The organism is Nocardia arthritidis, from assembly GCF_011801145.1.
Taxonomy (GTDB): Bacteria; Actinomycetota; Actinomycetes; order Mycobacteriales; family Mycobacteriaceae; genus Nocardia; species Nocardia arthritidis_A.
Genome location: NZ_CP046172.1, coordinates 5,088,973 through 5,109,661 on the forward strand (window position 1 = coordinate 5,088,973; position 20,689 = coordinate 5,109,661).

Genomic DNA, 20,689 nt, shown 5'->3' on the forward strand with positions numbered 1-20,689 from the left:
CAAATGTCATGACACAGCGAATACGGTCGTCCCTCTCCCGCACCCTGTTCCGTTCCGCGATCGCGCTGAACGCCGTGGCGATCATGATCGGGCTGATGGTCGCCGGTGCGGCGACGCCTGCCGCCGCCACCGACTCGTTCGTGGTCAGCGAGGCACAGTTCGACCAGATGTTCCCGAACCGGAACCCCTTCTACACCTACCAGGGCCTGATCTCTTCGCTGAGCGCGTACCCGCAATTCACCACCACCGGCAGCGATGCGGTGCGTGCGCGCGAGGCCGCGGCCTTCCTGGCCAATGTGAGCCACGAGACCGTCGGCCTGCGGTACATCGTCGAGCAGAACACCGCCAACTACAGCCACTACTGCGATCGAAGCCAGCCGTACGGATGCCCGGCCGGTCAGAGTGCCTATTACGGGCGCGGCCCACTACAGCTGAGCTGGAACTTCAACTACAAAGCGGCCGGTGACGCCCTGAACCTCGCGCTGCTGAACGACCCATACCTGGCGGAACGGGACCCGGCCGTCTCCTGGCAGACCGCGCTGTGGTTCTGGAACAGTCAGCCGGGCGCCGGGACGATGACCCCGCACGACGCGATGGTCAACGAACGGGGTTTCGGCGAAACAATCCGCAGCATCAACGGCGCTCTGGAATGCGACGGCAGAAATCCCGCCGAGCGCGACGACCGAATCAATCTCTACCGGGCATTCGTCGGCGTGCTCGGCACCGACGTCGGCCCGGGCAACATCTCCTGCTGACCGCCCTGGCCATCGCTATGCCGGGGTCGGCGCCGCGAGGCGGCGGATGGCGAGGTCGGCGTACAGGGCCGCGCCGTCTGCGAGTACCGATTCGTCGAACTGAACACGCGGCGAGTGGTTGATCGGGGCCGTCGCCGGGTCGGCGCCCTCCGGTGGTGCGCCGAGGCAGACCATGGCGCCGGGTATCTCGCCGAGGATTCGGCTGAAGTCCTCGGAACCGGCGGCCGGATTGTCCTGCCACGCAAAGCGTTCCGCGCCGAACAGTTCGGTGACGGCGCCGGCGGCGAATTCGGCTTCACGATGATCGTTGACCGTCACCGGGTACAGCTCGATGTAGTCGATGTCGACGTCCAGACCGTGCGCGTCCGCCAGCCCGCGCACGGTGCGGACGAAACCATCCTTGACTCTGGCGTGTGCCTCGGCCGAGTAGGACCGCACGGTCGCCTCGAAGTACGCCTCATCGGGGATCACATTGTGCTGGGTGCCGGCGTGTAGTGACCCCACCGTGATCACCACCGGGTCATGGATGTCGAAGCCGCGGGTCACCATCGTCTGCAGCGCCAGCACCATCTCGCATGCGGCCGGAATCGGGTCGAGCGCCCGATGTGGCATGGAGCCGTGACCACCGGCGCCCCGAATGGTGACGCGCACCGTATCCGAGGCGGACAGCAGCGGGCCGCGGCGCGTGGTGAAAACGCCGGTGGGGATCTGCGAGCTCATCACATGCAGTGCGTATGCGGCGACCGGGCGGGTTCCGGCGGCGTCGAGCACGCCCTCGGCGACCATGTGGCGGGCGCCGTCGTAGCCCTCCTCGCCGGGTTGGAACATGAAGACGACGTCGCCGTCGAGCCGGTCGGTATGCGCGCTGAGCAGCCGCGCCGCCCCGGCGAGCATCGCGGTGTGCAGGTCGTGGCCGCAGGCGTGCATCCGGTCCGCGGGGGCGGCGAAATCCAGGCCGGTCCGCTCGGTCACCGGCAGGGCATCCATATCGCCGCGCAACAGCACGGCCGGCCCGGACCGGGCACCGCGCAGCACCGCGGTCACCGACGAAAGCGATTGCCCCAGATGTATTTCCAGACCGAGGCCATCGATCGCGGCGAGGACCTTCTCCTGTGTTCTCGGCAGCTGCAGCCCGAGCTCGGGCTCGCGATGCAGGGCGCGGCGCAGCTGGACAAGATCTCCCTGGATCGCTGCGGCATCGTCACGGACGGACATCGATGGTCTCCCTCAATTTATCGGTAAAACAGCGGACTTTGGTCATGGTGAACGTGCCGGCGAAGCCGGCGATCGCGGCGGCGAGCACGTAGTACGGGACGGCCCGGGTCAGACCCGCGCCGGTGAGCGCCTCGGCGACCATGGGGAAGGTGCCACCGAACGCGGCGATGGTGGTGGCCGTGACGATGCCGGTGCCGACGGCGCGGATCTCGACGGGCATCAGCAGCGCGCCCAACACGTTGCTCACCGCCATGGAGGTGGCCGCGCCCAGTCCCAACCCGATCGCCGCGATCTGGAACGGAATCAGCCCGCTAGCCATGGCGACGGTCAGCGGCAATACGCCGATCATGTTGAGGCCGAAGCCGATTCGGATGACGCGCAGCAGTCCGAAGCGGTCGGCGAGCGCACCGGCGACCAGCATCCCGACGAGCACGATGGCGAGCACGATCGTCATGAACCCCGTGGCCGTTGCCGCCTTGGCGACGCCGAGCGCGGCAGCGTACTTGGGGAGGTAGACAAGCGCGAAATAGTAGGAGACGGTGCCGCCCAGCGTGTTGAGGAACAGGGCGATCACCGCATGCGGATGGTCACGGAATATCGACGCGATCGACGAGCGGCGGCGCGACGCGGCCCGGTCGCCGCGTTCGAACTCCGCGCTTTCGGGCGCGAATGTCCGTACCCACACCGCGAGCAGGCCTAGCAGTCCGCCCGCGGCGAAGGCCACCCGCCAACCGCCGTCGCGCAGCGCGTCGGCGCCGACCCACGCGGTCAGGATCGCGACGGCCCCGAATACCAACAGCGAGCCGAACATGATGCCGCCGTAGGAGATCGCGCTGAACAGGAAGCGCCGCCGCGGCGGCGCGGTCTCGGCGACATAGGCCGCGACGGTCGGCCCCTCCCCGCCGTAGGCGAGGCCCTGCACGATCCGCAACGCGATCACCAGGACCGCCGACCAGGTCCCGATCGTCGCCGCGCCCGGCATGACCGCGATGGCGAAGCTCGCCATCGCGATGATCGACATGCTCACCAGCAAGGCCACCTTGCGCCCGCGACGGTCGCTGATGCGGCCGAATACGACGCTGCCGATGGGCCTTGCCACGAATCCGACGGCGAAACCGCCGTAGACGGCCAGCATCGAACCGACCGAATCGGATCCGAAAAGGTCGGGGGCGAAGAACGCGGCGAACACCACATACACGCTCCAGTCGAAGGATTCGACCACCGCGCCGACTGTCGCGGCGGCGAGTTCGCGCCGACTTCCGGATACCTTCGAGCCGGGTGGGGCCGGGGATCCACCGAACGAGATCGCGGCTGTCATAACTTGGTTCCTCTTCCCTGCACCGGGCGGCGGCTCGGTGGTGAACGATGGGTGCCGGGAACGCTATAGTGCCGTTCGAAGTTCATCCGAAATTCGCAGCTATCGTTCAATGAAGGCGTAAAAATGCAAGATTCGGTCGCTTTCGACGAGCTGGAGCTGCAATTGATCAACGCGCTTCAGCTCAATCCCCGCGCGCCCTGGAACCTGATCGGTGAGGTGCTCGGAGTCGACCCCGTGACGGTGGCGCGGCGCTGGGATCGGCTGACCGCCGCCGGGCTGGCCTGGATCACCGTCTACCGCGCCCAGCTCTCGCTCGGGACGGTGATCGGTGCGTGTATCGAAGTGCGTTGCGCCGCAGGGAAAGCCGGCGCCGTCGCCGATCGGCTGTGTCACGACCGGCGAGTCGGGACCATCGAGCACATCACCGGCGACAGCGACCTCTTGTTGACGGTGTTCGCCCCCGGCCTCGCCGACCTGTCGACCTATGTGCTCACCTCGCTGGGCCGGATCCGGGGCGTGCGGGACTGCCGGACACATGTGATGACCGCGATCCACGCCGAGGGCAGCCGCTGGGAGTTGCGGGCGCTCGATCCCTTGCTCGGCAACCGGATTCGCGCCTCACGGCCCGACCCCCAACCGGCCCCGCGCCAACCGATCGGCCCACGAGACGCGGCGCTGCTCACCGCACTCGAGCGCAACGGGCGCGCCGGCTTCGCCGAACTGGCCGCCGACAGCGGGGTCAGCGTCTCCACCGCGCGCCGCCGCGTGAGTTCCCTGATCGCCGCACAGCACATCACCCTGCGATGCGAAGTGGCACAGCCGATGTCGGGATGGCCGATCAGCGCGACGCTGTGGTGCCGAGTGGCGCCGAACCGCCTCGACACGGTGGCCGGGCAGCTGGCGACCCTACCCGAGACCCGCCTGTGCGCCTCGGTGACCGGTGGCCGGGCGAACCTGATGATCTCGGTGTGGCTGCGCTCCGCCGGCGATATCCACCGGCTCCAAGCCGCACTCGCCGAGCAGGTCAGCGAGGTGGAAGTGGTCGACGTCGCCCTCGCGCTCCGGCACGTCAAACGCCTCGGTCGGCTACTCGACGATCGAGGCCGCGCAACAGATTTCGTCCCACTCGACATCTGGCCGCACTAGCCCGCGCATCGGTCATCCGACTCGCACCGCCGTTCCGGGCAGGACCATGCGGACTTCGACATCGGGGGCGAGGCGGGCGACCGCGTCGGCGTAGTGGCGGGGGTCGCGGTCGCCCTTGGTGATCATCCGATCGCCGAGGCGGCCGCTGTGGAAGGCGTAGTGGTGCGGGATCGCCAGCGTCGGGCGCAGGACGGCGGTCAGGGCCGCGGCTTCCTCGGCGTCCATGACGACCTGGCGCATGTTCATCGGACGCACGCACAGACCGTTGGTCGGCAGGATCGCCAGGTCGATCTTCCCGAAACGCGAAGGGAGCGTGTCGAGTTCGGGTACCCGCAGTGAGTCACCGCCGAAAAAGACTGTGCGCCCGCCGGATCGGAGTACGAAGGTGACCTCGTGGACACCGTGCTCTCCGGGTGTGGCCGTCACCGTGAGCTCGCCGACGGTCGTGGACTCCCAGGCCTCGATGGTCCGCAGCTCACGAAATCCCTTGCGGGCCGCGATAGCCGTCACGGTGGCGGGACCGATCAATGGAATATCGAGGTCGAAACCGCCCGCGACCAGGGCGTCCAGATCGCAGTGATCGTAGTGCTCGTGGCTGATCACGACGGCGTCGATGCGGCCCAGTTCGGCGACGGTCGCGGTGACCGGTTCGCCCTGGTGGTAGGTGGCGGTCTCGGTGAACCACGGGTCGGTCAGGACCCGCAGCCCGCCGAACTCGATCAGCTGGCAGGCGTGTCCGATGCGGGTCACGGTGAGGTCGGTAGTGGTCACTGTCGCGGTCCTTACTTGGGCAGGTCGAGGTCGAGGATGGCGCCGAGCAGTTCCTCCGGCGTCTCGACCTGGGGCAGGTGGCCGGTGCGGGGCAGCAGGGTGAATGCCGAGCCGGGAATCGCCGCGGCATAAGCCCTTCCGTAGTCCGGGTCGGCGATGCGGTCGCTTTCGCCCCAGATCACGTGGACCGGCACGTCGATGGCGGCCAGGCGTGCGGCCAGAGTCGGATCGGTCATGGCCGGGCCGGTATAGCCGATCAACGCCAGCACGTCCGGGCTGGGACCGGTGCCGCCCTCGGGCGCGATCGGGGCCTTGTTCGGGTCGTGCCAGGAGAAGGCGCGGATCTCGTCGACGGTCTTGCCGCGCACATCGGTCATCGGGTGGCCATCGACCTCGATGCCGATGGCGTCGACGAGGACCGCGCCGCTGACCCGCGGACTGGCTTGGAGGGCGATCTCGGCGGCCAGCCAGCCGCCGAAGGAGTTGCCGAGCACGGTCACGTCACTGAGGCCGAGCCGATCGAGCAGTGCCACATACGCTTTCGCGAGCGCGCGGACGTCGGTGAGCCCGTCCGCCTTCGGGGTGCCCGCGAAGCCGGGGTGGGTCGGCACCAGCACACGGGAGTGGGTGCGCTCGGCCAGCAGGTCGGCGAATCCGGTCATGGTGGACACTCCCCCGCCGCCGTGCAACAGCAGGAAGGGCCGGGTGCGGTCGTGGTCGGCGACGGTGATCTCGACGGGACCGACCGGATCGGTTGTGAGGGTGTGGATTTCGGTGCGAGTGGGCCGCAGGCTGCCGGCCGGAACGGTGGTGCTCATTGCCTGATCCTTCGAACTATCGATGTAAGGAACCTGATATCAGGAACCTTATATCAGGTGACTTATATAAACAACCTTCTCTCGAGCGCTAGGATGAGCGTCATGAGCTATCGACCAGCAGAGGTGGGCCTGTCCGTCAAACGACTCCAGTACCGCCACCACCGCGCGCTCAATCGCGCCCTGGCACCGCTGGGACTGTCCCTCGTCCAGTGGGACACGCTTCGCCACCTGCAGCGCAACCCGGACGCCTCACTGCACGACCTGGCCGTCCTGACCTTCCAAACCGACCAATCCTTCGGCTCGTTGGCCACCCGCATGGCCGATCGCGGGCTGATCGAACGGATCCCGGGCCCCGGCCGCGCCGTCCGCCACCGGCTCACCGAACAGGGAGAACAACTGCGCGCCGAAGGCCAGGCGATCATGGACTCGATCGCCGAGCAGTCATTCCACGGCCTGTCGCAATCCGAACTGGATCAACTCGGCGCCCTTCTGGACAAAGCCCTCGCTTCCGATCCGTTCTAGGACGAGATCAATTCGCAGACCGAAAAGTGTTGCGCCGGTTTGCTGATGGCTGTCGAGCGCGTCGGAGATCGCCGGGTCAGGAGTTGAGCAGGGCGGGCATGACGACGCTGTCGATGTAGCGGACGAAATCGTCGAGGGTGAGCGGATCGGTTGCGAAAACCTTGTCGTGCCGAAGAAGCTGAACAGCAGATGCGGCAGGTTTCGCGGTCGTCGATCTGCCGCGCATGTCGACCCCAGCGTTTCTGGGGCAACCGTTGGTGACGCTGCCGTTCGCCGCGTTTCTCGCCATCACCAAGGGGCCCGCGGCGGCCTGGCCGATCATGCACGACGCGACGATCACCATGTTGCGCTGCTACAGCGATTCGGCGTTCGAAGCGCTCGGCAAAGCCGCCGACCCCGCACTGCACACCGATATCAGCCGACTTTCGCAAGGCCGGCGCTTCAGCCTCCCGGCCGAGCCGAAACTGATCGTTTACCGCCGTCGCTGATCGACCGCCTACCGGCCCGGATTCGGTTCCTGGCGAAGGCCGTTCAGGACCGTGAGGTCCCGGTCGAAGCCGATCACATTATCGTGGTCGACCGTCTGCAGCGCGTTGGCGGCGTCGATGATCCCCCTCGCATTGGTGGCGAGATCGTCGATGAATCCGTTCACCAGCTTGTGCAGATTCGTCGCGTAGGCAACCAATTTCGGCCCCGCGCTGAAGCCCTCGTTATCCGATGCCGCCATGGCCTGCGTATCGAACCATTTGTCGGTTTCGGTGCGGGCCGCCGTCGCCATCGAATCCAACAGGCCCCCTGAGGATTTCACCTGTTCGGGCGCGATGTAGATCGCGTCGTCGGACATCTCAGTTTCCCCTCTCCCACCGGTCCGGGCACGGCAGCTCCGGAACGGGCCGGTTGTTGTATTCCATACCGCCCCACACCGTTACGAGGTAGAGCGCCCCGATCACCGTCGCCGCGACAACCACGGCGGCCGTGATGCGCACCGCACGATCACGGATCTTCACGAGCAGATAGATTGCCAGCGCGGCGGTGAGCACCATGAGCACGGTGATGACGTAGAGGTAGGTCCGCTCGGCCGGATCATAAGGCCCGACAATGCATCCCTCGCCCGACCAATCGCTGGCGCGATCGCGCACCATCCCGATGCGGATCACCAACGTGACGACCGTCGCGATCGGCAGCGCGACGAGCGGCAGCAGCCACAGGCGTCTGTTCACCAGGTGACCTTCGGTCGCACGACCTCCACCTTCTGCCGACCGTCGCCCTCCTCGAATTCGGGCAGGCGACCGTCGAACGGATAGTTCTCCGCATTACCGGAATGCTGTGTGTACAAGACATTTCCGTCGGGCAGCACCGAGGTGACGACCACCGTGTGATGGGTTTGTCCCGCGTGCAGTTTTCCACCCGCGTCCTCGGTCATGGTGTAGTACATGAGATCACCCGGCTGCGCACCGGCCAGGCCCGCCCGATGGTCGGATGACGCGACGACCTGACCGCCGTGATCCAGGAAGAATTTCCGGTTCAGATCGGCCGCGCCCCACGACGGCGTGTGGCTCCAGCCGGGCGGCAGGATATCGGGATGACCGTTCGTTCCGTCGCTCCATCCATCGCGATCCCAGTGCCGCGGCGGCCAGAAGTCCTCCTTCTGATGCATGCCACCTCCGTAGGCCAGCACCATGGATGCGAAATTGGTGCAGTTGTCCTTGTCTTCCCAGTCGATCGAGGTGTCGTTGGCGTGCTCGCGGGCGTACTTCAACGCGCCGATCGTGCTGTATCCGTTTTCGGGGCGATCGATTTCCTTCTTGACGCTGTCGGGAATTCCGGGCAGATCGTACAGCTCGATCGGGGTGGCGAGCTTCAGTTCGCTCTGCTGCTGCGGGGTCAGGCTGTTCCACCACTGCTCGACCAGATTCGGCGGCAGCCCGTCGGGAATGGTGTCGCGGATTTCCTCCAGCGCCCGTTTCGCGTCGTCGGCCTGAATCTTCTGCGCCTTGCCGATCATATCCTCGAGGTTCTGATCGGTCGTCGTCGACGGATCCAACTTCGAAGCGTCGTCTATGGATTGGGCACACAGCCGATCCGCCTGATCGGCGGCTTCCAGCGCGTCCTTGATCATCTGCTGGGCATCCCGCAGTGCCCGGCCGGTCCGCACCTGCTCCTCGGGCTCATCGTGGTGCACCCAGGACGGAATGGAAATGGTGCCGGTGGCTTCGTCGACATTCAATCCGGCGTTCAGCGCGACCTGCACGCCGTCCTCGAGTTCACGCTGCGCGATCTCGACCGCGCGGCCGAGCGTATCGAGTGGATCGACGGTGGCCCTGGCCAGAATCGATGCGACCTCGGCCTGATCGGCGATGCGAATCAGCGTATCTTTCGCGGCCGTTCCCAGATTGCTACGCCAATGCTCGTCCAGCGGTTTCACGCCGTTGTCGTGAATGTCGTCCTTGATGCGCTCACACTGTTTGGCGGCCGCCAACATGTCGTCGGCCGCGGCGATCCACGACCAGGGTTTGGCATTGCGAAGTTGCGAAAATGTCACCATGTTCGATCCCCCCGACAGCGGTCAGTCAACCCTGGATCATCCGCGATATCACATACTCTGTCACGCCCCTTGTTTCGAGGTCACGGGGCCTGCGGGACAGTCTTCGAAATGGCTGCGATGCAACGTGATTGCCGAGCGGTCGGCAGCCGAGGGGGATCAGCCGGGTATTCCGTATTCGCGGGCCCGGACCGCGGAGAGGAATGCGGCATAACTCCATGACAGGTTCCGGACGCTCTTCTGATATCCGGAGGTGGCGTCGAACTGCTCGCTGAGTTCGAGATGATCGCTGTGGAAGACAAGAGCGTCGAGCATCCGATCGCCCGCGGTGCGCAGTGCCGTAACAGCCGCGTCGGGCGTGGTGGAGGCGCCGATGCCGAGTTGGTCGAAGAATCCGGCGGAGTTGTTGTCCAGCGGAACCGTTTTCGTGGCATCGATGTGCGCGGCGAGCCGATAGTGCAACTCGGCGAAGTTGGCCGTGCACAGCGCCCACGGATGGTCACCCACCTGTGCGTCGGTGTCGCCGTCGTACACGTCACCCGGATATCGGCCGAGCAGCGGGCCGATGCCTCGCCCGCGGTCCTCGCCGTTGATCGGGTAGAAGTACTTCGACGCCGGATCGGCCCACTGTGCGCGCAGCAGTGCCGCGGTGGCGAGCAGCCTGGTGTCGGCCACCGCTACCCCGCCGTAGACCGCCGCCATCACGATGTCGATATTCGGATCGTATGGTGCCCGATAGTTGTTCGGCGCGGGCAGCATCGACTGGTAGTACGAGCCGGTCCAATGGCCCTCCAGTGAATTCTCCAGCCAGCCGATGGCGGTCGTCAGCCAGTCCGGGACGCCGATTCCCAGTGGGTCGGTTGTCATCGCGCGTAAACACCGCAGGTGCACCGAGCGCGCGAAAAAGGAAGCGCCGTATACCTCTTCCCACAGGTTGTAGGTCTCGCCCTGATACGAGTCGCGCAGAAAGTTCAGGTTCGCCGTGACGACGGCGCGTGCCGTCGTCCGCGTCGCCGCGTCGAGCGCGCCGTACATGGCCAGGATCGCCAGCGTCTGCAGCGCCGGTCCGTCCGCCTGGTCGGTCCAGTTCCGTGGGGTGCCGTCGATGAGGTAGCAGGCCCGGTCGAAGTCGCCGCCCGAATCCTGGCACAGCCGTGCGAAATTCACGTAATCGATGAGCGGCTGATCGGTGGCCATCGGCCCCACCGCGAGCTCCATGGCGACGACGGCGGCGTCCCGGGTCCAGTTGTAGACATAGTCCTGCGACACCCGCGTCGCGCTGTTCTCCCACGAGGGCGAGGCGAGCACGCATCCCGGCCGCGAGAGGGTCCCGACGTTCACTGGATCCTCGAATACGAACCCGTCGGAGGCGATGTTGCGGAACATCAACCAGAACAGATACGACGCGATCCGCGTCAGGTCCGACTGCGCCAGCGACGGTCGGACGAGCCCGTAGTCCAACGTGTCCATCCGGATTCCCTTCCCGGACAAGGCTACAGCCGAAGGGCAGCCTGACCTGTGCGATAGCGGCATCACGACCGTGCCCGGCCGGTCACCCCGGATGGTGAGCGCGGCGCGCACGCCTTCGTCCCGGAAGCCCGGTGGCATCCGGATATCGATGATGGCCGACGACAGGACTCGTTCGTCGCGGGATGCGGGAATTTCGGTGCCCATCACCCAGCGGGGTGGCCCCGGTAAGGGGTCGACGAGACGGCGGGCCAGCACACAGATATGCCAATGCACGGTGTTGCCAGTGCCACCGTGAAGACGCATGGTCGCACTACCGACCGCGCGGGCTCTCGCTTCGAAACTGGTTACACGCCAGCGAAATCGACACCGAGAGCCGACATTTATGCGCAGACATCAACAGAAACCGCTGCTGCCGAGCCGATTTCACCGCCACAGCATGGCCACAGCCCGGAATGGCCGGTGCGGCAACGCCGATCGCCGCGCGGGCCTGGCTCGACACCGTCACCGCCCTATCGGGAAGCGATCTCGCCGTCGCACCGGCGATGGGCGGCGCCGCTGTGCACCGCAATAGCCGTCAATCGGCAGCCGCATTCCGGATGTCATGAAATCCGTTGAACACCTTCGAATTACACGAGCAGAGAGCACACGACATGAGATATCCGTCCGTCCCCGCCGCAGGCTGGGCGCTGGGCGCCGGTGCCGCCGCGGCTGCGGCCGTACTGTGGTTCGGCGACCGGGCACCGTTCCCGTACGGTCAGCGTTGGATGTTGGACATCCCGCTGCCGCTGCTGACCGCCGAACGACTGGATGCCGTGCTCCGGCCACGCGCGGGCGAGCGCATTCTCGAGATCGGGCCGGGCACCGGGTTGCAGTCCCTACATGTCGCCCCGCAGCTCGGAGCGGACGGACAACTGGACGTTCTCGACATCCAGCCGGCCATGCTCGAGCACGTCAGGCGCCGCGCCGAGGCCCGGTCCATCACGAATATCGTTGGCACCCAGGGCGATGCGCGAAACCTGCCGTTTCCGGAGCACACCTTCGACGCCGTGTACCTGATAACTGCGCTCGGCGAGGTCCCCGAACCGGAACGGGTCCTGCGGGAGGCCGTGCGGGTACTCAGCCCAGCCGGGCGTTTGGTAGTCGGCGAATTCTTCGATCCGCACTGGATCCCTTTCGGGCGGTTGCACACCATGGCCGACTCCTGCGGGCTGCACCTCGCCGCTCGGAGCGGACCGACCGTCGCCTACCTGGCGCGATTTCAGCCGTGCACCGGCCGTCCGGTTGCGCGACAACACCCGGCCGAGCTGTCACGCGGCCCACGGTCTTGCTGAGATCACCTCGGTGACAAGTCCGGTGGTCAAAGCTGCGGAAGTGCAGGCAAGAAGGGGGCGGTTCGAATCGTCAGTTTACTCAATCTGATGCTGATCTCGAGTCGATCGTTTTCCCGAAGTGGGAACTCACAGATTCCCATACGGGCCTCTCGGGTTGCCCTACGATTTCCGTCGTCCCGGACGGTCGAGATGGCAATTGCTCGAGCAACCCATTTACCGGGCGGTAGGCAGCCCAGACTGAACGCTCCCTGGTTTGCGACAATAAGTAGCGCGGCGGCCGATGTCAGCGGGTTTGCCGCGGAGAATATACTCATGTACCCGCGGCCCACTATGGCTCCACCCGGGTCGGATAATTTTCCGCACAATAGCGTGGTGCCGGACTCCCTACGGCAGTCGGCATGTTGCTCGGACCATCTCAGCGGCACCCGCTCACCTCGGACGTAGCGACGATACTGCGAGGGACTCAGTCCGACCGCTTCGGTGAACCGCGACGTGAATGTCCCGTAACTCAGGTATCCGACGGCACAGGAGATATCGGAGACGTTCATCGACGTGGTCGCCAATAACTTCTTGCTTCGCGCCAGACGGATTGCCGCGAGAAACCGAGCCGGTGACCAGCTGGTTTCGGCGTGAAACCGTCTGACGAAGTAAAACTTGCTGTATCTGGCAACATCGGCGAGGTCATTCAGTGAGACCTGTTGCCCACAGTTGTCCCACATATATTTGATGCTGTCAGCGATATGGTCGGACACGAACTCTCCCAAACTCATAACAATCCAGGGATGCCTGAGTTGGCGGCTGCGGAGGCGAGTTCTCCCACAGCCGTTCGGCCGCAAAATAACTGAGAAATAGCGCTTAGCGCTCGGGCAACGAAACGTGGTCGCTGCCGCCGATTTGAAACTGACCGGCCGCCTCTGGCACCGAGGTCGAACCATTCAGGTGTCGTTGCAAAGGGCGCACGCCATTATGAAAATGTCGGTGGTCCTTCGGCCGCGGAATGAACGGGTGGTGTGTGAAGCCGTCGATTCCGCAGGGGGATGCACTTCTCCTCAGTGCCCCCTTCCCCCGTAGCCCCAACGCAAGCCAAAAGCCCCAAGTCAAGCGAACGGAGTGCCCGACGGCGGCTCGGATGGCCACCGTGATTGACGCAACTGGACGGTAGAATACTTCCATTTTCTAGATTGAGCAACGAGGAAGCATGCCCAAACACGGTCCGATCACAGGTTCGGATGTCGGCGCCGAGCGCGGCGCGTCAGCGGGGACAGCGCCGAGGTTGTCTGAAACCGAGAGCGAGCGAAGGCGTTTCGCGTTCGAAGGCACCGCGCCGGGAGAAATGATCACGGCCGGTGGATGACGGGAAGGACGCACCTTCGCCGAAGATCCATCAGTCCGGGAAGTCTTGATCGTGCCGACGCGCCGACGCCGGCCGGAAGACACGTCCGCGCTTTCGGCAATTCAGGGCGTCGCCACCGTTGGGGAGAAGGCCGGTTCGACCTCGGCGCGTGCCCGCAGAGGCGGCGCAGCACCGGCTCCACTATAACAATATATTAATATATAGTAACAAACGTCGGATGGCGCGCCTTCACTGGAACGGCTACGCGAGGTCGCGGCGGATCCTCTGACCACATGCGCCGGACAGGATGCCGCGTCGGTTCCAGGTCAGAGAGTCCCCCGCAGACGGCCGCTTCACGAACACCTACCTGATCCGCTGCGCACCCAGATCGCCAGCAGTAGAGCATATTTCACCGTTACCGCAGGTCTACCCGCATGCCGACCAGCGTGCGGTCCATTGACCCTCGCCTCTCGAACACGGACCGAAACAGCCGGTGCCGCGCACCGAGTTCCGGTCCGAGCCCGTCCGCCCCGTCGGAAGGGCGGCGAAGACTCCGGTCCGGCGCGGCGATCACCCGAAGCCCTTGGACAGCAGCGGCATTCGAGATCTCATCGCGCGCTGCGAGGCCGCAGAGCCCAAAAATCACAGAAAACTTATGTAATATGTAGCTACTCGAGCGCCGCGGCGGCCGATGGCCGGACGACCCACCCAGCGGACCGGCGACCGAGGTGAACGGCCCAACGGCCGAGCCACATCGTGGAAGAGGTTCCCATGAACGGCGCTGTCGATCACATCCCGCCGCACCCAGCGGCGACGGCCGCCGAACAGTCGGCGAACCCGCGCACCGCGGCCCGGTCCCGGATCCGCGGGTTGTCCGCAAGCAAGCACACATGAAGGACAGCAGAAGTGGATGAGTACGACGCACATCTCCTCGCCGAGATCGCCGACAGCACCTCGGTATCCATGTGGGCTGCGGCGGGTCCGGAAGCCGACTACGCCATAAAACTGTGGACTCGTGGCGCCGAGCGTCTGTATGGATATTCGAGCGAAGAAGCCATCGGCGAAAGCTATATCACGCTACTGATAAATGCCCTCGAACACAACCAGGCAATAGCGGATCACAACGATATCGTACGAACCGGCGTCAAAATCCGGACTCTGGTAAATGACGTAATCTACTCCGGCTCGCAGCGATTACTCCTCACGGTTCGATTTCCACTCTACGATAAGCGGACGAATACCCACCTCCTCGCCGAGACGGCAATCGATGTAACGGACGTTTCCCTCGAAGACGCGGCGCAGATCACCAGAACACGCGAAGAAGCGATTCACATCAGCGAGAGCGCGGCCAGAGAAGATCTCTCGGAGCAACTGCGCAGGCTGGTGGGCGCGCTGACATTGTCGGGAACCGGCGAGGACGAGCGCGCCGCGCTCGCCTTGGGCGTGGAACTTCTCCGGCGCGCGATGAATGCGCCGGCCGAATCGAGCGTTTGGCTCGTCGGCCGTAGCGAGCAGTTCAGCGAGGCGTTTCGCAGCAGTGGCTGGAAGGTTCCGCCCGGTTTGGATATCGGGCGCGCACTCGAATGGTTCAGATCGAACCCGAAACCGATTCTCCATGATTCCATGTCCCGTCCGCACCGACTGCTCAAACAGCTCTTCGATACACACCAGGGGCCGGTCGACACGGTTGCCATGATACCGCTGCACGCCGAGGGGGAATTCGTTGGATTACATTTGATGCGGGTGCCTGCCCCGCATACTTTCACCCAACTCGAACGTGACGCGCTACCCGTATTGTCATCGGCCGTACTGGCGAGCGCACGACTCGCGGCCGAAGTTCGCAGGCGGCGGGAGGAGGCGGCCGAGTCGAGGGCCGAGGCGACCAGATTACGACTCAACGGTGATTTCGCTCATCGCATACGCAAAGCGGTGGATCCGATTCTGCGTGACGTGCACGCGATACGCGAGGAGCTGGATCTGCGCGGGGTGAAACTGGATGGCGAACTCGCGCAGTGGATCGACGATATCACCGACGGTTGCACCGAGCTGGCCCGCGCTCCGGAAGAACTTCACCGTGCCCAGATGGTCGCCCGAATCAGCGTGCGCGGCGTCCTGACCGCATTGCGAAATCGGCTCGGTCTGGAATTTCCGGACAGTACCGTCGAGCTCGATATCGACGGCATAGCTGGTGTTCTCGTCCGCGGCGTCAAAGGCGATATCACCGCACTGTTCGAGAACTTGCTGTACAACGCGATCGAGGCGATGGGCAACAGGGGACGTGTGCTGGTGAGCGGGGCGGTATCCGGCAGGTCCGTCTCCGTCATCGTGTCGGATGAAGGCCCTGGTATCAAGCCCGAGGATGTAGCAGGCATTTTCCAACTGGGGTTCTCGAAGAAGGGCAAAGGTCGTGGACTCGGTTTGGCCCGAGCAAAAGAAATTGTCACGGACCTGGGCGGCCAGATAACGGTTGACGTCAAGCGCTCGCCCGGCGCCACTTTTGTAATTGTTCTGCCTATTTGCCGGGAGGGTATAGATGGCGATAATATTGTTGCTCGAGGACAATATTAATTTCGCTCGGGCGGTGCAGCGTGTACTTCAGGGTCACGAGGTAAGACACGTAACCCGGGTCGATGCGGCGATCGATGAACTCGAACGTCCCGATGTGGACTGCGCACTGATCGATCTCAACCTCACGGATGAGGACGACTACTCCGGTTACGAAGTCTTGTCCTACATCCTGCACAACAGACCCGATCTGCCGCGCGCTGTGGTGACAGGCTCACACTTGAAAGGCGCGATCAGCAAGAACATCCTGCTCCGATACGGCGTCGGCGACATTGTCATAAAAGGCGACGTCGATAGAGAGGGCTACGGTACGACAGATCTCATCGATACGGTGAGCGATCTGCTCGTCGGATCGGATCGTCGGCGTCGTGAAATGGCCCGGAATGAAGTCGCCTCGATTTCGCTCGCCGGGCAGAACGAATTACGCCGTCGCATCAACGGGCTACAGCAACTCGCGGACCAACTGCGCAGCGGCAGCGGCACCAGGCGCCGCGATCCGACGGTGAACAGCCGAACCGCATTGACCCGACGTGCCGACAAACTGATCGAACTGGAGGCCGCGGCAAAGGCCAGATGCGATGTGGTGGCTTTGAGTGAGCTGGCGCATGAAGTGGAAATGTTCGAAGCGGAATCAGCAAGGATACTCGGTGATTCGTAGGATCAGCGCCAGCCTGGGTCAGGTCCATCCTGGCGCCTTCTACCTGGCCAGCGCGGTAGTGTTGTCGTTGGCGGCAAATGCGTTCACGCAGGGCTACGGGACAGTGCCCGCTCCACCGAATCAGGTATCGCTTCTGCTGTGCACCCTCGCGGCATTCGCGTCATCGGTGGCACTGTCGACATTGGCCTGGCGAATCGAAACGATCAGATCGCTGGCCATGGAACGTTCCGCGGACGTCGGTTTACCCACGAGGCATCTGATCAATGAAGCGACACAGGCATTCTATGTCGAAGTGTTCGTGAAACTGTCGGTGGGGGTCGCCACCGCGGTTATGTCGGTTGTTTTCATCCTGATTCAATGAGTCGTCCCGGCAGGGACCGGCCTCGCCTCCGCGCACCGAACTCGCCAGAGCTGATCCTCGACGCGGGCCCTGCTGCGGCCCGGCGTCGGCGTGGTGTACGCGCACACACCGAGCATCAATGCCTTCGCCCGCCCTGCCGGCCGCCGCCGCGGCCGGTCACTTCTTCCGGTACCTGGGCGTGCCTCTGCCCTCCGATGCCCAAAGCCCAAGTTACTTCATTAAGATATAATTACCTCTTGAAGACCCGTCTCCCCGGCAGTAAAGTAGGCATAGTAGAGCTCCGTACCCTTACCGACCGGATGAGATAGGAAATCCCATGGTCACGAAAGCCCAGCAGCAGAAATTCGCGAAGCACTTCGAGCGGTACGATGCCGACAACGACGGCAAGATCGACCAGTCCGACATCGACGCGTTGATCAACAAATGGTGCGTCGCATTCCACATCGCCCCCGGCTCCGACAAATGGCGGAACACCATCAAGCGGGCCAACAGACTATGGCAGGACCTGCAGGGGCACGCCGACGCCAACGGTGACAAGGAAATCAGCAGGGAGGAATGGATCGCCGCGCACGAGGATCCCCGTTTCGTCGATGAGGTCGCCATTCCGCTGGCCCAGCTCACCTTCGAACTCGGCGACGTCGACGGCGACGGCAGGCTGTCATTGAGCGAGTGGATGACCCTGCAATCGATCTCCGGAGTAGGCCAGCTCGAGGGGTTGAAGATGTTTCAAGCGCTCGACAGCAACGGTGACGGGTACATCAGCACCGACGAGCACGACGCGGCGCTTCGTGAATTCTTCGGCAGCGAAGACCTCGAAGCCGCGGGAACTCACCTGGCGGGCCGCCTGTAACAGTCGCACCGACCGCGAGAAACGGAACCTGCACGGGGTCGTCGTCCCGTCATGACTTCGGCCCCTGTGCAGAATGCCGTCTCCGTCGACATCACGAGAATATGAACAACCTTCTCGGGTTCTCGCCGTCGCAAAGTCGGTCGACATCGCCGAAACTCACCGACACCAGGCATTGAACCCGGATCTGCCGTCGAAACCGATTCCCTCGGCGGGGCATAGAAAGCGCTGCCTCAGGGCCGCGCTAATTCGCCACAGCAAACATCCTGTCACACACAGTGCGGACCCGCCGAATTACATTTCCTATCGGTGGGCATCTGCCTTCCCGGCGCGATGCCCGACGACGGCAATTCCACGCTGGCGGAGTTCCAGCTCGCCGAGCAAGTCGGAGGTACCCGCCCGCGGGTGATCGAGAGCGCACCTGCGCCGATCCGCCCGACGATGAGCGGGCACAGCGAGTCGAGGACAACTCGCCGAACCGATCCGGCCGCCCACCGCTCGATACTCTGGCCGAGCAGGGCGGCCAGCGCCACGAAATTCACAGGCCGCCTGGCGGTTTCGCAGCAGGCCGGGCCGAACAGCTGACCCTCCCCGAGCATGCGGTACTCGTCACGGTGGCCGCGCACGGCGTGCAGCGCTCCCCGACTCACCCCAACTGGCTATAGATCGTAGTAGTATTTTTCACCGTAGGCAGTGTCGTCAACTCACTAGACCCGCTAACCTGCTACCTGTAGGTTGCACGTCGAGTCGGTCAGGACGATCATGAGCATCGCGGACAAGATCGAGCGTGGCGTAGTCGTTCAGGCACGCAGGCAAGCCGCCACCGAGCGGCTATCTCTCCTCGATTCGGGCACAGCGAAACTCGATCGCACACGCCGATGCCACGGCGAATTCTCGCGCCGATTCCAGCAACAGCGGGCGACCTCGGCTGCTGCCTACGAAAAAAATCGCATCGATGCCTTCGAGCCGGGCATAACGACAATTTCGAACTCTGTCGCGAAAAGATCGGTTACTACCTCATTGTGCGCCGTAAGCCGTCAGGCATCGGCGCAACAACTATATGAACAAGGAGTGTGATCGAGCGTGTCCGAAATCCGACGGCGGCTGTTCAAAGCGACCACCCAGGAAGATCACACCCCTGCCGAACCCGGTGCCGCCAAACGCCTACCCGTCGGTGTGTATGCCCTCGGGGCCAGCGTATTCGCGCTGGGCACTTCGGAATTCATCGTATCCGGGCTGGTCGATCAGATAGCCTCCTCGATTCACGTCTCCGTACCCCAGGTCGGCCAGCTGATCACGGCGTTCGCGCTCGGCATGCTCATCGGCGCACCCGTGATGGCCGTACTGACCCTCGGACGGGACAGGAAGACCGTGCTCTTGGCCGCCCAAATCGTCTTCTGCATCTCGGATTTACTGACCGTGATCCCGGTTCTCGGCCTCATGTTCATCATGCGGCTGATCGCGGCCATGGCTTGCGCGACCGCGCTGACCGTCGCCGAGGTGATGGCCGTCGCCCTCGCCGGCCCCGACCGGATGCCGCGGGCGATCGCGGTGATCCTCGGCGGTATGACGCTGGCGACCGTGGCGGGCGTACCGCTCGGAAGCCTGATCGGCGCGCAGTTCAATTGGCAGGTCATCTTCGTTATGATCGGCGTGATGAGCGCCTTGGGCGCCGTACTCGTCACGATCTTCGTGCCCAGGCTGCCGCGCGACCGCGGCCCGGTGGTCGGACTGCGAACCCTGGTCGCCCGCGAGCTGCGCTCGCTGGTCCAGGTCCGGGTTTTCGTCGCCCTCGCCACCATCGTGCTGTTCGAGATGGCCCTGTTCAGCGTGTACGCCTACGTTCAGCCGCTACTCACCGACGTCAGCGGTATCAGCGTGCATCGAGTTCCGTTCGTACTGTTCCTGTTCGGTGTCGGATTGTTCATCGGCAACACCATCGGTGGCCGACTGGCACAGTGGTCCGCCATGAAAAACGTCATCGGCAGCCTTATCGCGATAATCGTCATGATGCTGGTGCTGCGGGCCGTCGTGCACAACCCGATCGCGGCGTCCGCCGCGGTCACCATCCTCGGCGTGTGCGCGTTCTCGATGACCGCCGCGCTCAGCTCGCGGGTGATCGGATTCGCGGTGGCGGCGCCGACCCTTGCCGTCGCAATTGTCATGTCCTCCTTCAATATCGGCAATGCGATCGGTCCGGCGATCGGCGGCGCCGTCATCGCGCACGCGTCGCTCGCCGATGTCATCTGGGTCGGGGTAATTGTCGACACGCTCGCGTTGGCCACCGCGTTCGCATCCGCCGCCATCGAGCGTCGGCGCGTGTTCACACCGGTTCCATGAGCGCCGGCCGGTAGTAGTCAGATAACTATATAAGATGATAGCATTTGTGAGTTGATCGAGTATCAGCAGCACTCCACCATCCGTTTCGAATACCCGGAGATAACGCGATGACCAGCGCACTGAGAATCAATAAACTCCGAAAGTTGTTCAGCGCATACGATGTCGACCAGGACGGTGTCATGGACGAACTCGATATCACGGCACTGGCCCAAATTTGGTGCGATACATACGAACTTCCACCGCGCTCGGCGGAGTGGAGCAGAATTCATCGACAGGCCCACCGCATGTTCCGGGATATGCCCGGGTCGGTGGACGCCGATGGAGAGAAAAAGGTGACCATCGACGACTGGATGTCCTGGGGCGATGATCCGGAATTCCGGCAGTTCGTCGAATCGTCCGCGATACCGTTCAGCATGGCGGTGTTCGCCGCCGCGGACAAGGATCAGGACAGGCGAATCAACGCGCGGGAAATGATGGCGGCCCAGATCAAAGGCGGGATGTCCGAGGAGGAGACGAACAAGGCATTCGCCCTGTTGGACGCCGACGGCGATGGTTACATCACCACGGATGAATATATTCAAGCCTTGCGAGAATTCTATTTGAGCGACGACCCGGCCGCACGGGGAAATCACATCGCCGGCGAACTGTAGCCGCCGGGGCTGTCCTCGAAGTCCGGCCGGATCGGACTTCGAGGACA

The 20,689-nt window shown here is 64.0% G+C and carries 23 protein-coding genes; 12 read left to right on the top strand and 11 right to left on the bottom strand.

Features of this window, described 5'->3' with window-relative positions; genetic code table 11:
* Positions 1–8: 8 nt before the first annotated feature.
* The gene (locus F5544_RS22935) at positions 9–755 is read left to right on the top strand and encodes a chitinase (RefSeq protein ID WP_167475100.1); all 747 of its coding nucleotides are present in this window, start codon (positions 9–11) and stop codon (positions 753–755) included.
* Between the two features lie 15 nt (positions 756–770).
* Here the strand turns inward: F5544_RS22935 and F5544_RS22940 are convergent, their stop codons facing one another.
* Both F5544_RS22940 and F5544_RS22945 read right to left on the bottom strand, forming a co-directional pair.
* Positions 771–1,970 (bottom strand): M20 metallopeptidase family protein, encoded by a 1,200-nt coding sequence (locus F5544_RS22940; protein WP_167475101.1) that lies wholly within the window; start codon positions 1,968–1,970, stop codon positions 771–773.
* Positions 1,957–3,288 carry an MFS transporter gene (locus F5544_RS22945; RefSeq protein WP_167475102.1) on the bottom strand — a complete coding sequence of 444 codons (1,332 nt, stop codon included), beginning with the start codon at positions 3,286–3,288 and terminating at the stop codon, positions 1,957–1,959. Before F5544_RS22945 ends, F5544_RS22940 begins: the two co-directional genes overlap by 14 nt.
* A gap of 123 nt (positions 3,289–3,411) precedes the next feature.
* Here F5544_RS22945 and F5544_RS22950 point away from each other — a divergent pair, with 123 nt between their 5' ends.
* Positions 3,412–4,434, top strand: coding sequence for an Lrp/AsnC family transcriptional regulator (locus tag F5544_RS22950; RefSeq protein WP_167475103.1), 1,023 nt, complete (start codon positions 3,412–3,414; stop codon positions 4,432–4,434).
* Positions 4,435–4,446: 12 nt separating this feature from the next.
* Here the strand turns inward: F5544_RS22950 and F5544_RS22955 are convergent, their stop codons facing one another.
* Complete coding sequence (locus F5544_RS22955) at positions 4,447–5,205, bottom strand: MBL fold metallo-hydrolase (RefSeq protein WP_167475104.1); 759 nt, start codon at positions 5,203–5,205, stop codon at positions 4,447–4,449.
* 11 nt (positions 5,206–5,216) lie between these two features.
* Positions 5,217–6,023 (bottom strand): alpha/beta fold hydrolase, encoded by an 807-nt coding sequence (locus F5544_RS22960; protein ID WP_167475105.1) that lies wholly within the window; start codon positions 6,021–6,023, stop codon positions 5,217–5,219.
* Between the two features lie 93 nt (positions 6,024–6,116).
* On the opposite strand from F5544_RS22960, the gene F5544_RS22965 reads away from it, so the two are divergent.
* Positions 6,117–6,545 (top strand): MarR family winged helix-turn-helix transcriptional regulator, encoded by a 429-nt coding sequence (locus tag F5544_RS22965; protein WP_238846589.1) that lies wholly within the window; start codon positions 6,117–6,119, stop codon positions 6,543–6,545.
* Positions 6,546–6,621: 76 nt separating this feature from the next.
* Here F5544_RS22965 and F5544_RS22970 read toward each other — a convergent pair whose 3' ends face one another.
* Complete coding sequence (locus F5544_RS22970) at positions 6,622–6,771, bottom strand: hypothetical protein (protein WP_167475106.1); 150 nt, start codon at positions 6,769–6,771, stop codon at positions 6,622–6,624.
* Between F5544_RS22970 and F5544_RS22975 the strand changes: the two genes are divergently transcribed.
* Positions 6,770–7,033 carry a hypothetical protein gene (locus F5544_RS22975; protein WP_167475107.1) on the top strand — a complete coding sequence of 88 codons (264 nt, stop codon included), beginning with the start codon at positions 6,770–6,772 and terminating at the stop codon, positions 7,031–7,033. The two genes, F5544_RS22970 and F5544_RS22975, sit on opposite strands and share 2 nt — an antisense overlap.
* Positions 7,034–7,041: 8 nt before the next feature.
* Here the strand turns inward: F5544_RS22975 and F5544_RS22980 are convergent, their stop codons facing one another.
* From F5544_RS22980 to F5544_RS22995, 4 genes are all read right to left on the bottom strand, one after another.
* Complete coding sequence (locus tag F5544_RS22980; protein WP_167475108.1) at positions 7,042–7,389, bottom strand: hypothetical protein; 348 nt, start codon at positions 7,387–7,389, stop codon at positions 7,042–7,044.
* 1 nt (position 7,390) lies between these two features.
* Positions 7,391–7,765, bottom strand: a complete 375-nt coding sequence (locus F5544_RS22985; protein ID WP_167475109.1) for a hypothetical protein — start codon at positions 7,763–7,765, stop codon at positions 7,391–7,393.
* Positions 7,762–9,090 (bottom strand): amidase domain-containing protein, encoded by a 1,329-nt coding sequence (locus F5544_RS22990; protein ID WP_167475110.1) that lies wholly within the window; start codon positions 9,088–9,090, stop codon positions 7,762–7,764. The genes F5544_RS22985 and F5544_RS22990 overlap by 4 nt, the downstream gene beginning before the upstream one ends.
* A gap of 156 nt (positions 9,091–9,246) precedes the next feature.
* Positions 9,247–10,860 (bottom strand): glycoside hydrolase family 15 protein, encoded by a 1,614-nt coding sequence (locus F5544_RS22995; RefSeq protein ID WP_203217322.1) that lies wholly within the window; start codon positions 10,858–10,860, stop codon positions 9,247–9,249.
* Positions 10,861–11,207: 347 nt separating this feature from the next.
* Here F5544_RS22995 and F5544_RS23000 point away from each other — a divergent pair, with 347 nt between their 5' ends.
* Positions 11,208–11,888, top strand: coding sequence for a class I SAM-dependent methyltransferase (locus tag F5544_RS23000; RefSeq protein WP_167475111.1), 681 nt, complete (start codon positions 11,208–11,210; stop codon positions 11,886–11,888).
* A 26-nt stretch (positions 11,889–11,914) separates the two neighbouring features.
* Here the strand turns inward: F5544_RS23000 and F5544_RS47575 are convergent, their stop codons facing one another.
* The gene (locus F5544_RS47575; RefSeq protein ID WP_428847066.1) at positions 11,915–12,823 is read right to left on the bottom strand and encodes a helix-turn-helix transcriptional regulator; all 909 of its coding nucleotides are present in this window, start codon (positions 12,821–12,823) and stop codon (positions 11,915–11,917) included.
* A 1,304-nt stretch (positions 12,824–14,127) separates the two neighbouring features.
* On the opposite strand from F5544_RS47575, the gene F5544_RS23010 reads away from it, so the two are divergent.
* From F5544_RS23010 to F5544_RS23025, 4 genes are all read left to right on the top strand, one after another.
* On the top strand, positions 14,128–15,789 hold the full coding sequence (locus tag F5544_RS23010; RefSeq protein WP_167475113.1) for a sensor histidine kinase: 1,662 nt from the start codon (positions 14,128–14,130) through the stop codon (positions 15,787–15,789).
* Entirely contained in the window at positions 15,755–16,444 is a 690-nt protein-coding gene (locus tag F5544_RS23015) for a response regulator (RefSeq protein WP_167475114.1), read from the top strand. Before F5544_RS23010 ends, F5544_RS23015 begins: the two co-directional genes overlap by 35 nt.
* Positions 16,434–16,805 carry a hypothetical protein gene (locus tag F5544_RS23020; protein WP_167475115.1) on the top strand — a complete coding sequence of 124 codons (372 nt, stop codon included), beginning with the start codon at positions 16,434–16,436 and terminating at the stop codon, positions 16,803–16,805. Before F5544_RS23015 ends, F5544_RS23020 begins: the two co-directional genes overlap by 11 nt.
* 316 nt (positions 16,806–17,121) lie before the next feature.
* Positions 17,122–17,655 carry an EF-hand domain-containing protein gene (locus F5544_RS23025; RefSeq protein WP_167475116.1) on the top strand — a complete coding sequence of 178 codons (534 nt, stop codon included), beginning with the start codon at positions 17,122–17,124 and terminating at the stop codon, positions 17,653–17,655.
* Between the two features lie 266 nt (positions 17,656–17,921).
* Here the strand turns inward: F5544_RS23025 and F5544_RS23030 are convergent, their stop codons facing one another.
* The gene (locus F5544_RS23030; RefSeq protein ID WP_167475117.1) at positions 17,922–18,302 is read right to left on the bottom strand and encodes a hypothetical protein; all 381 of its coding nucleotides are present in this window, start codon (positions 18,300–18,302) and stop codon (positions 17,922–17,924) included.
* Between the two features lie 112 nt (positions 18,303–18,414).
* Between F5544_RS23030 and F5544_RS23035 the strand changes: the two genes are divergently transcribed.
* From F5544_RS23035 to F5544_RS23045, 3 genes are all read left to right on the top strand, one after another.
* Positions 18,415–18,729: a hypothetical protein gene (locus F5544_RS23035; protein WP_167475118.1), complete on the top strand. Its 315-nt coding sequence runs from the start codon at positions 18,415–18,417 to the stop codon at positions 18,727–18,729.
* A 6-nt stretch (positions 18,730–18,735) separates the two neighbouring features.
* On the top strand, positions 18,736–19,992 hold the full coding sequence (locus F5544_RS23040) for an MFS transporter (protein ID WP_167475119.1): 1,257 nt from the start codon (positions 18,736–18,738) through the stop codon (positions 19,990–19,992).
* Positions 19,993–20,099: 107 nt separating this feature from the next.
* The gene (locus tag F5544_RS23045) at positions 20,100–20,642 is read left to right on the top strand and encodes an EF-hand domain-containing protein (protein ID WP_167475120.1); all 543 of its coding nucleotides are present in this window, start codon (positions 20,100–20,102) and stop codon (positions 20,640–20,642) included.
* Positions 20,643–20,689: the final 47 nt, after the last annotated feature.

Coding starts and splice junctions, on each gene's coding strand:
- F5544_RS22960 (WP_167475105.1), bottom strand. CDS start 6,023: ATGAGCACCACCGTTCCGGCCGGCAGCCTGCGGCCCACTCGCACCGAA.
- F5544_RS23015 (WP_167475114.1), top strand. CDS start 15,755: ATGGCGATAATATTGTTGCTCGAGGACAATATTAATTTCGCTCGGGCG.
- F5544_RS23035 (WP_167475118.1), top strand. CDS start 18,415: ATGAGCATCGCGGACAAGATCGAGCGTGGCGTAGTCGTTCAGGCACGC.
- F5544_RS22940 (WP_167475101.1), bottom strand. CDS start 1,970: ATGTCCGTCCGTGACGATGCCGCAGCGATCCAGGGAGATCTTGTCCAG.
- F5544_RS22965 (WP_238846589.1), top strand. CDS start 6,117: ATGAGCGTCATGAGCTATCGACCAGCAGAGGTGGGCCTGTCCGTCAAA.
- F5544_RS23045 (WP_167475120.1), top strand. CDS start 20,100: ATGACCAGCGCACTGAGAATCAATAAACTCCGAAAGTTGTTCAGCGCA.
- F5544_RS22950 (WP_167475103.1), top strand. CDS start 3,412: ATGCAAGATTCGGTCGCTTTCGACGAGCTGGAGCTGCAATTGATCAAC.
- F5544_RS23000 (WP_167475111.1), top strand. CDS start 11,208: ATGAGATATCCGTCCGTCCCCGCCGCAGGCTGGGCGCTGGGCGCCGGT.
- F5544_RS47575 (WP_428847066.1), bottom strand. CDS start 12,823: ATGGTTCGACCTCGGTGCCAGAGGCGGCCGGTCAGTTTCAAATCGGCG.
- F5544_RS22945 (WP_167475102.1), bottom strand. CDS start 3,288: ATGACAGCCGCGATCTCGTTCGGTGGATCCCCGGCCCCACCCGGCTCG.
- F5544_RS22995 (WP_203217322.1), bottom strand. CDS start 10,860: ATGCGTCTTCACGGTGGCACTGGCAACACCGTGCATTGGCATATCTGT.
- F5544_RS22970 (WP_167475106.1), bottom strand. CDS start 6,771: ATGCGCGGCAGATCGACGACCGCGAAACCTGCCGCATCTGCTGTTCAG.
- F5544_RS22935 (WP_167475100.1), top strand. CDS start 9: ATGACACAGCGAATACGGTCGTCCCTCTCCCGCACCCTGTTCCGTTCC.
- F5544_RS23025 (WP_167475116.1), top strand. CDS start 17,122: ATGGTCACGAAAGCCCAGCAGCAGAAATTCGCGAAGCACTTCGAGCGG.
- F5544_RS22990 (WP_167475110.1), bottom strand. CDS start 9,090: ATGGTGACATTTTCGCAACTTCGCAATGCCAAACCCTGGTCGTGGATC.
- F5544_RS22975 (WP_167475107.1), top strand. CDS start 6,770: ATGTCGACCCCAGCGTTTCTGGGGCAACCGTTGGTGACGCTGCCGTTC.
- F5544_RS22980 (WP_167475108.1), bottom strand. CDS start 7,389: ATGTCCGACGACGCGATCTACATCGCGCCCGAACAGGTGAAATCCTCA.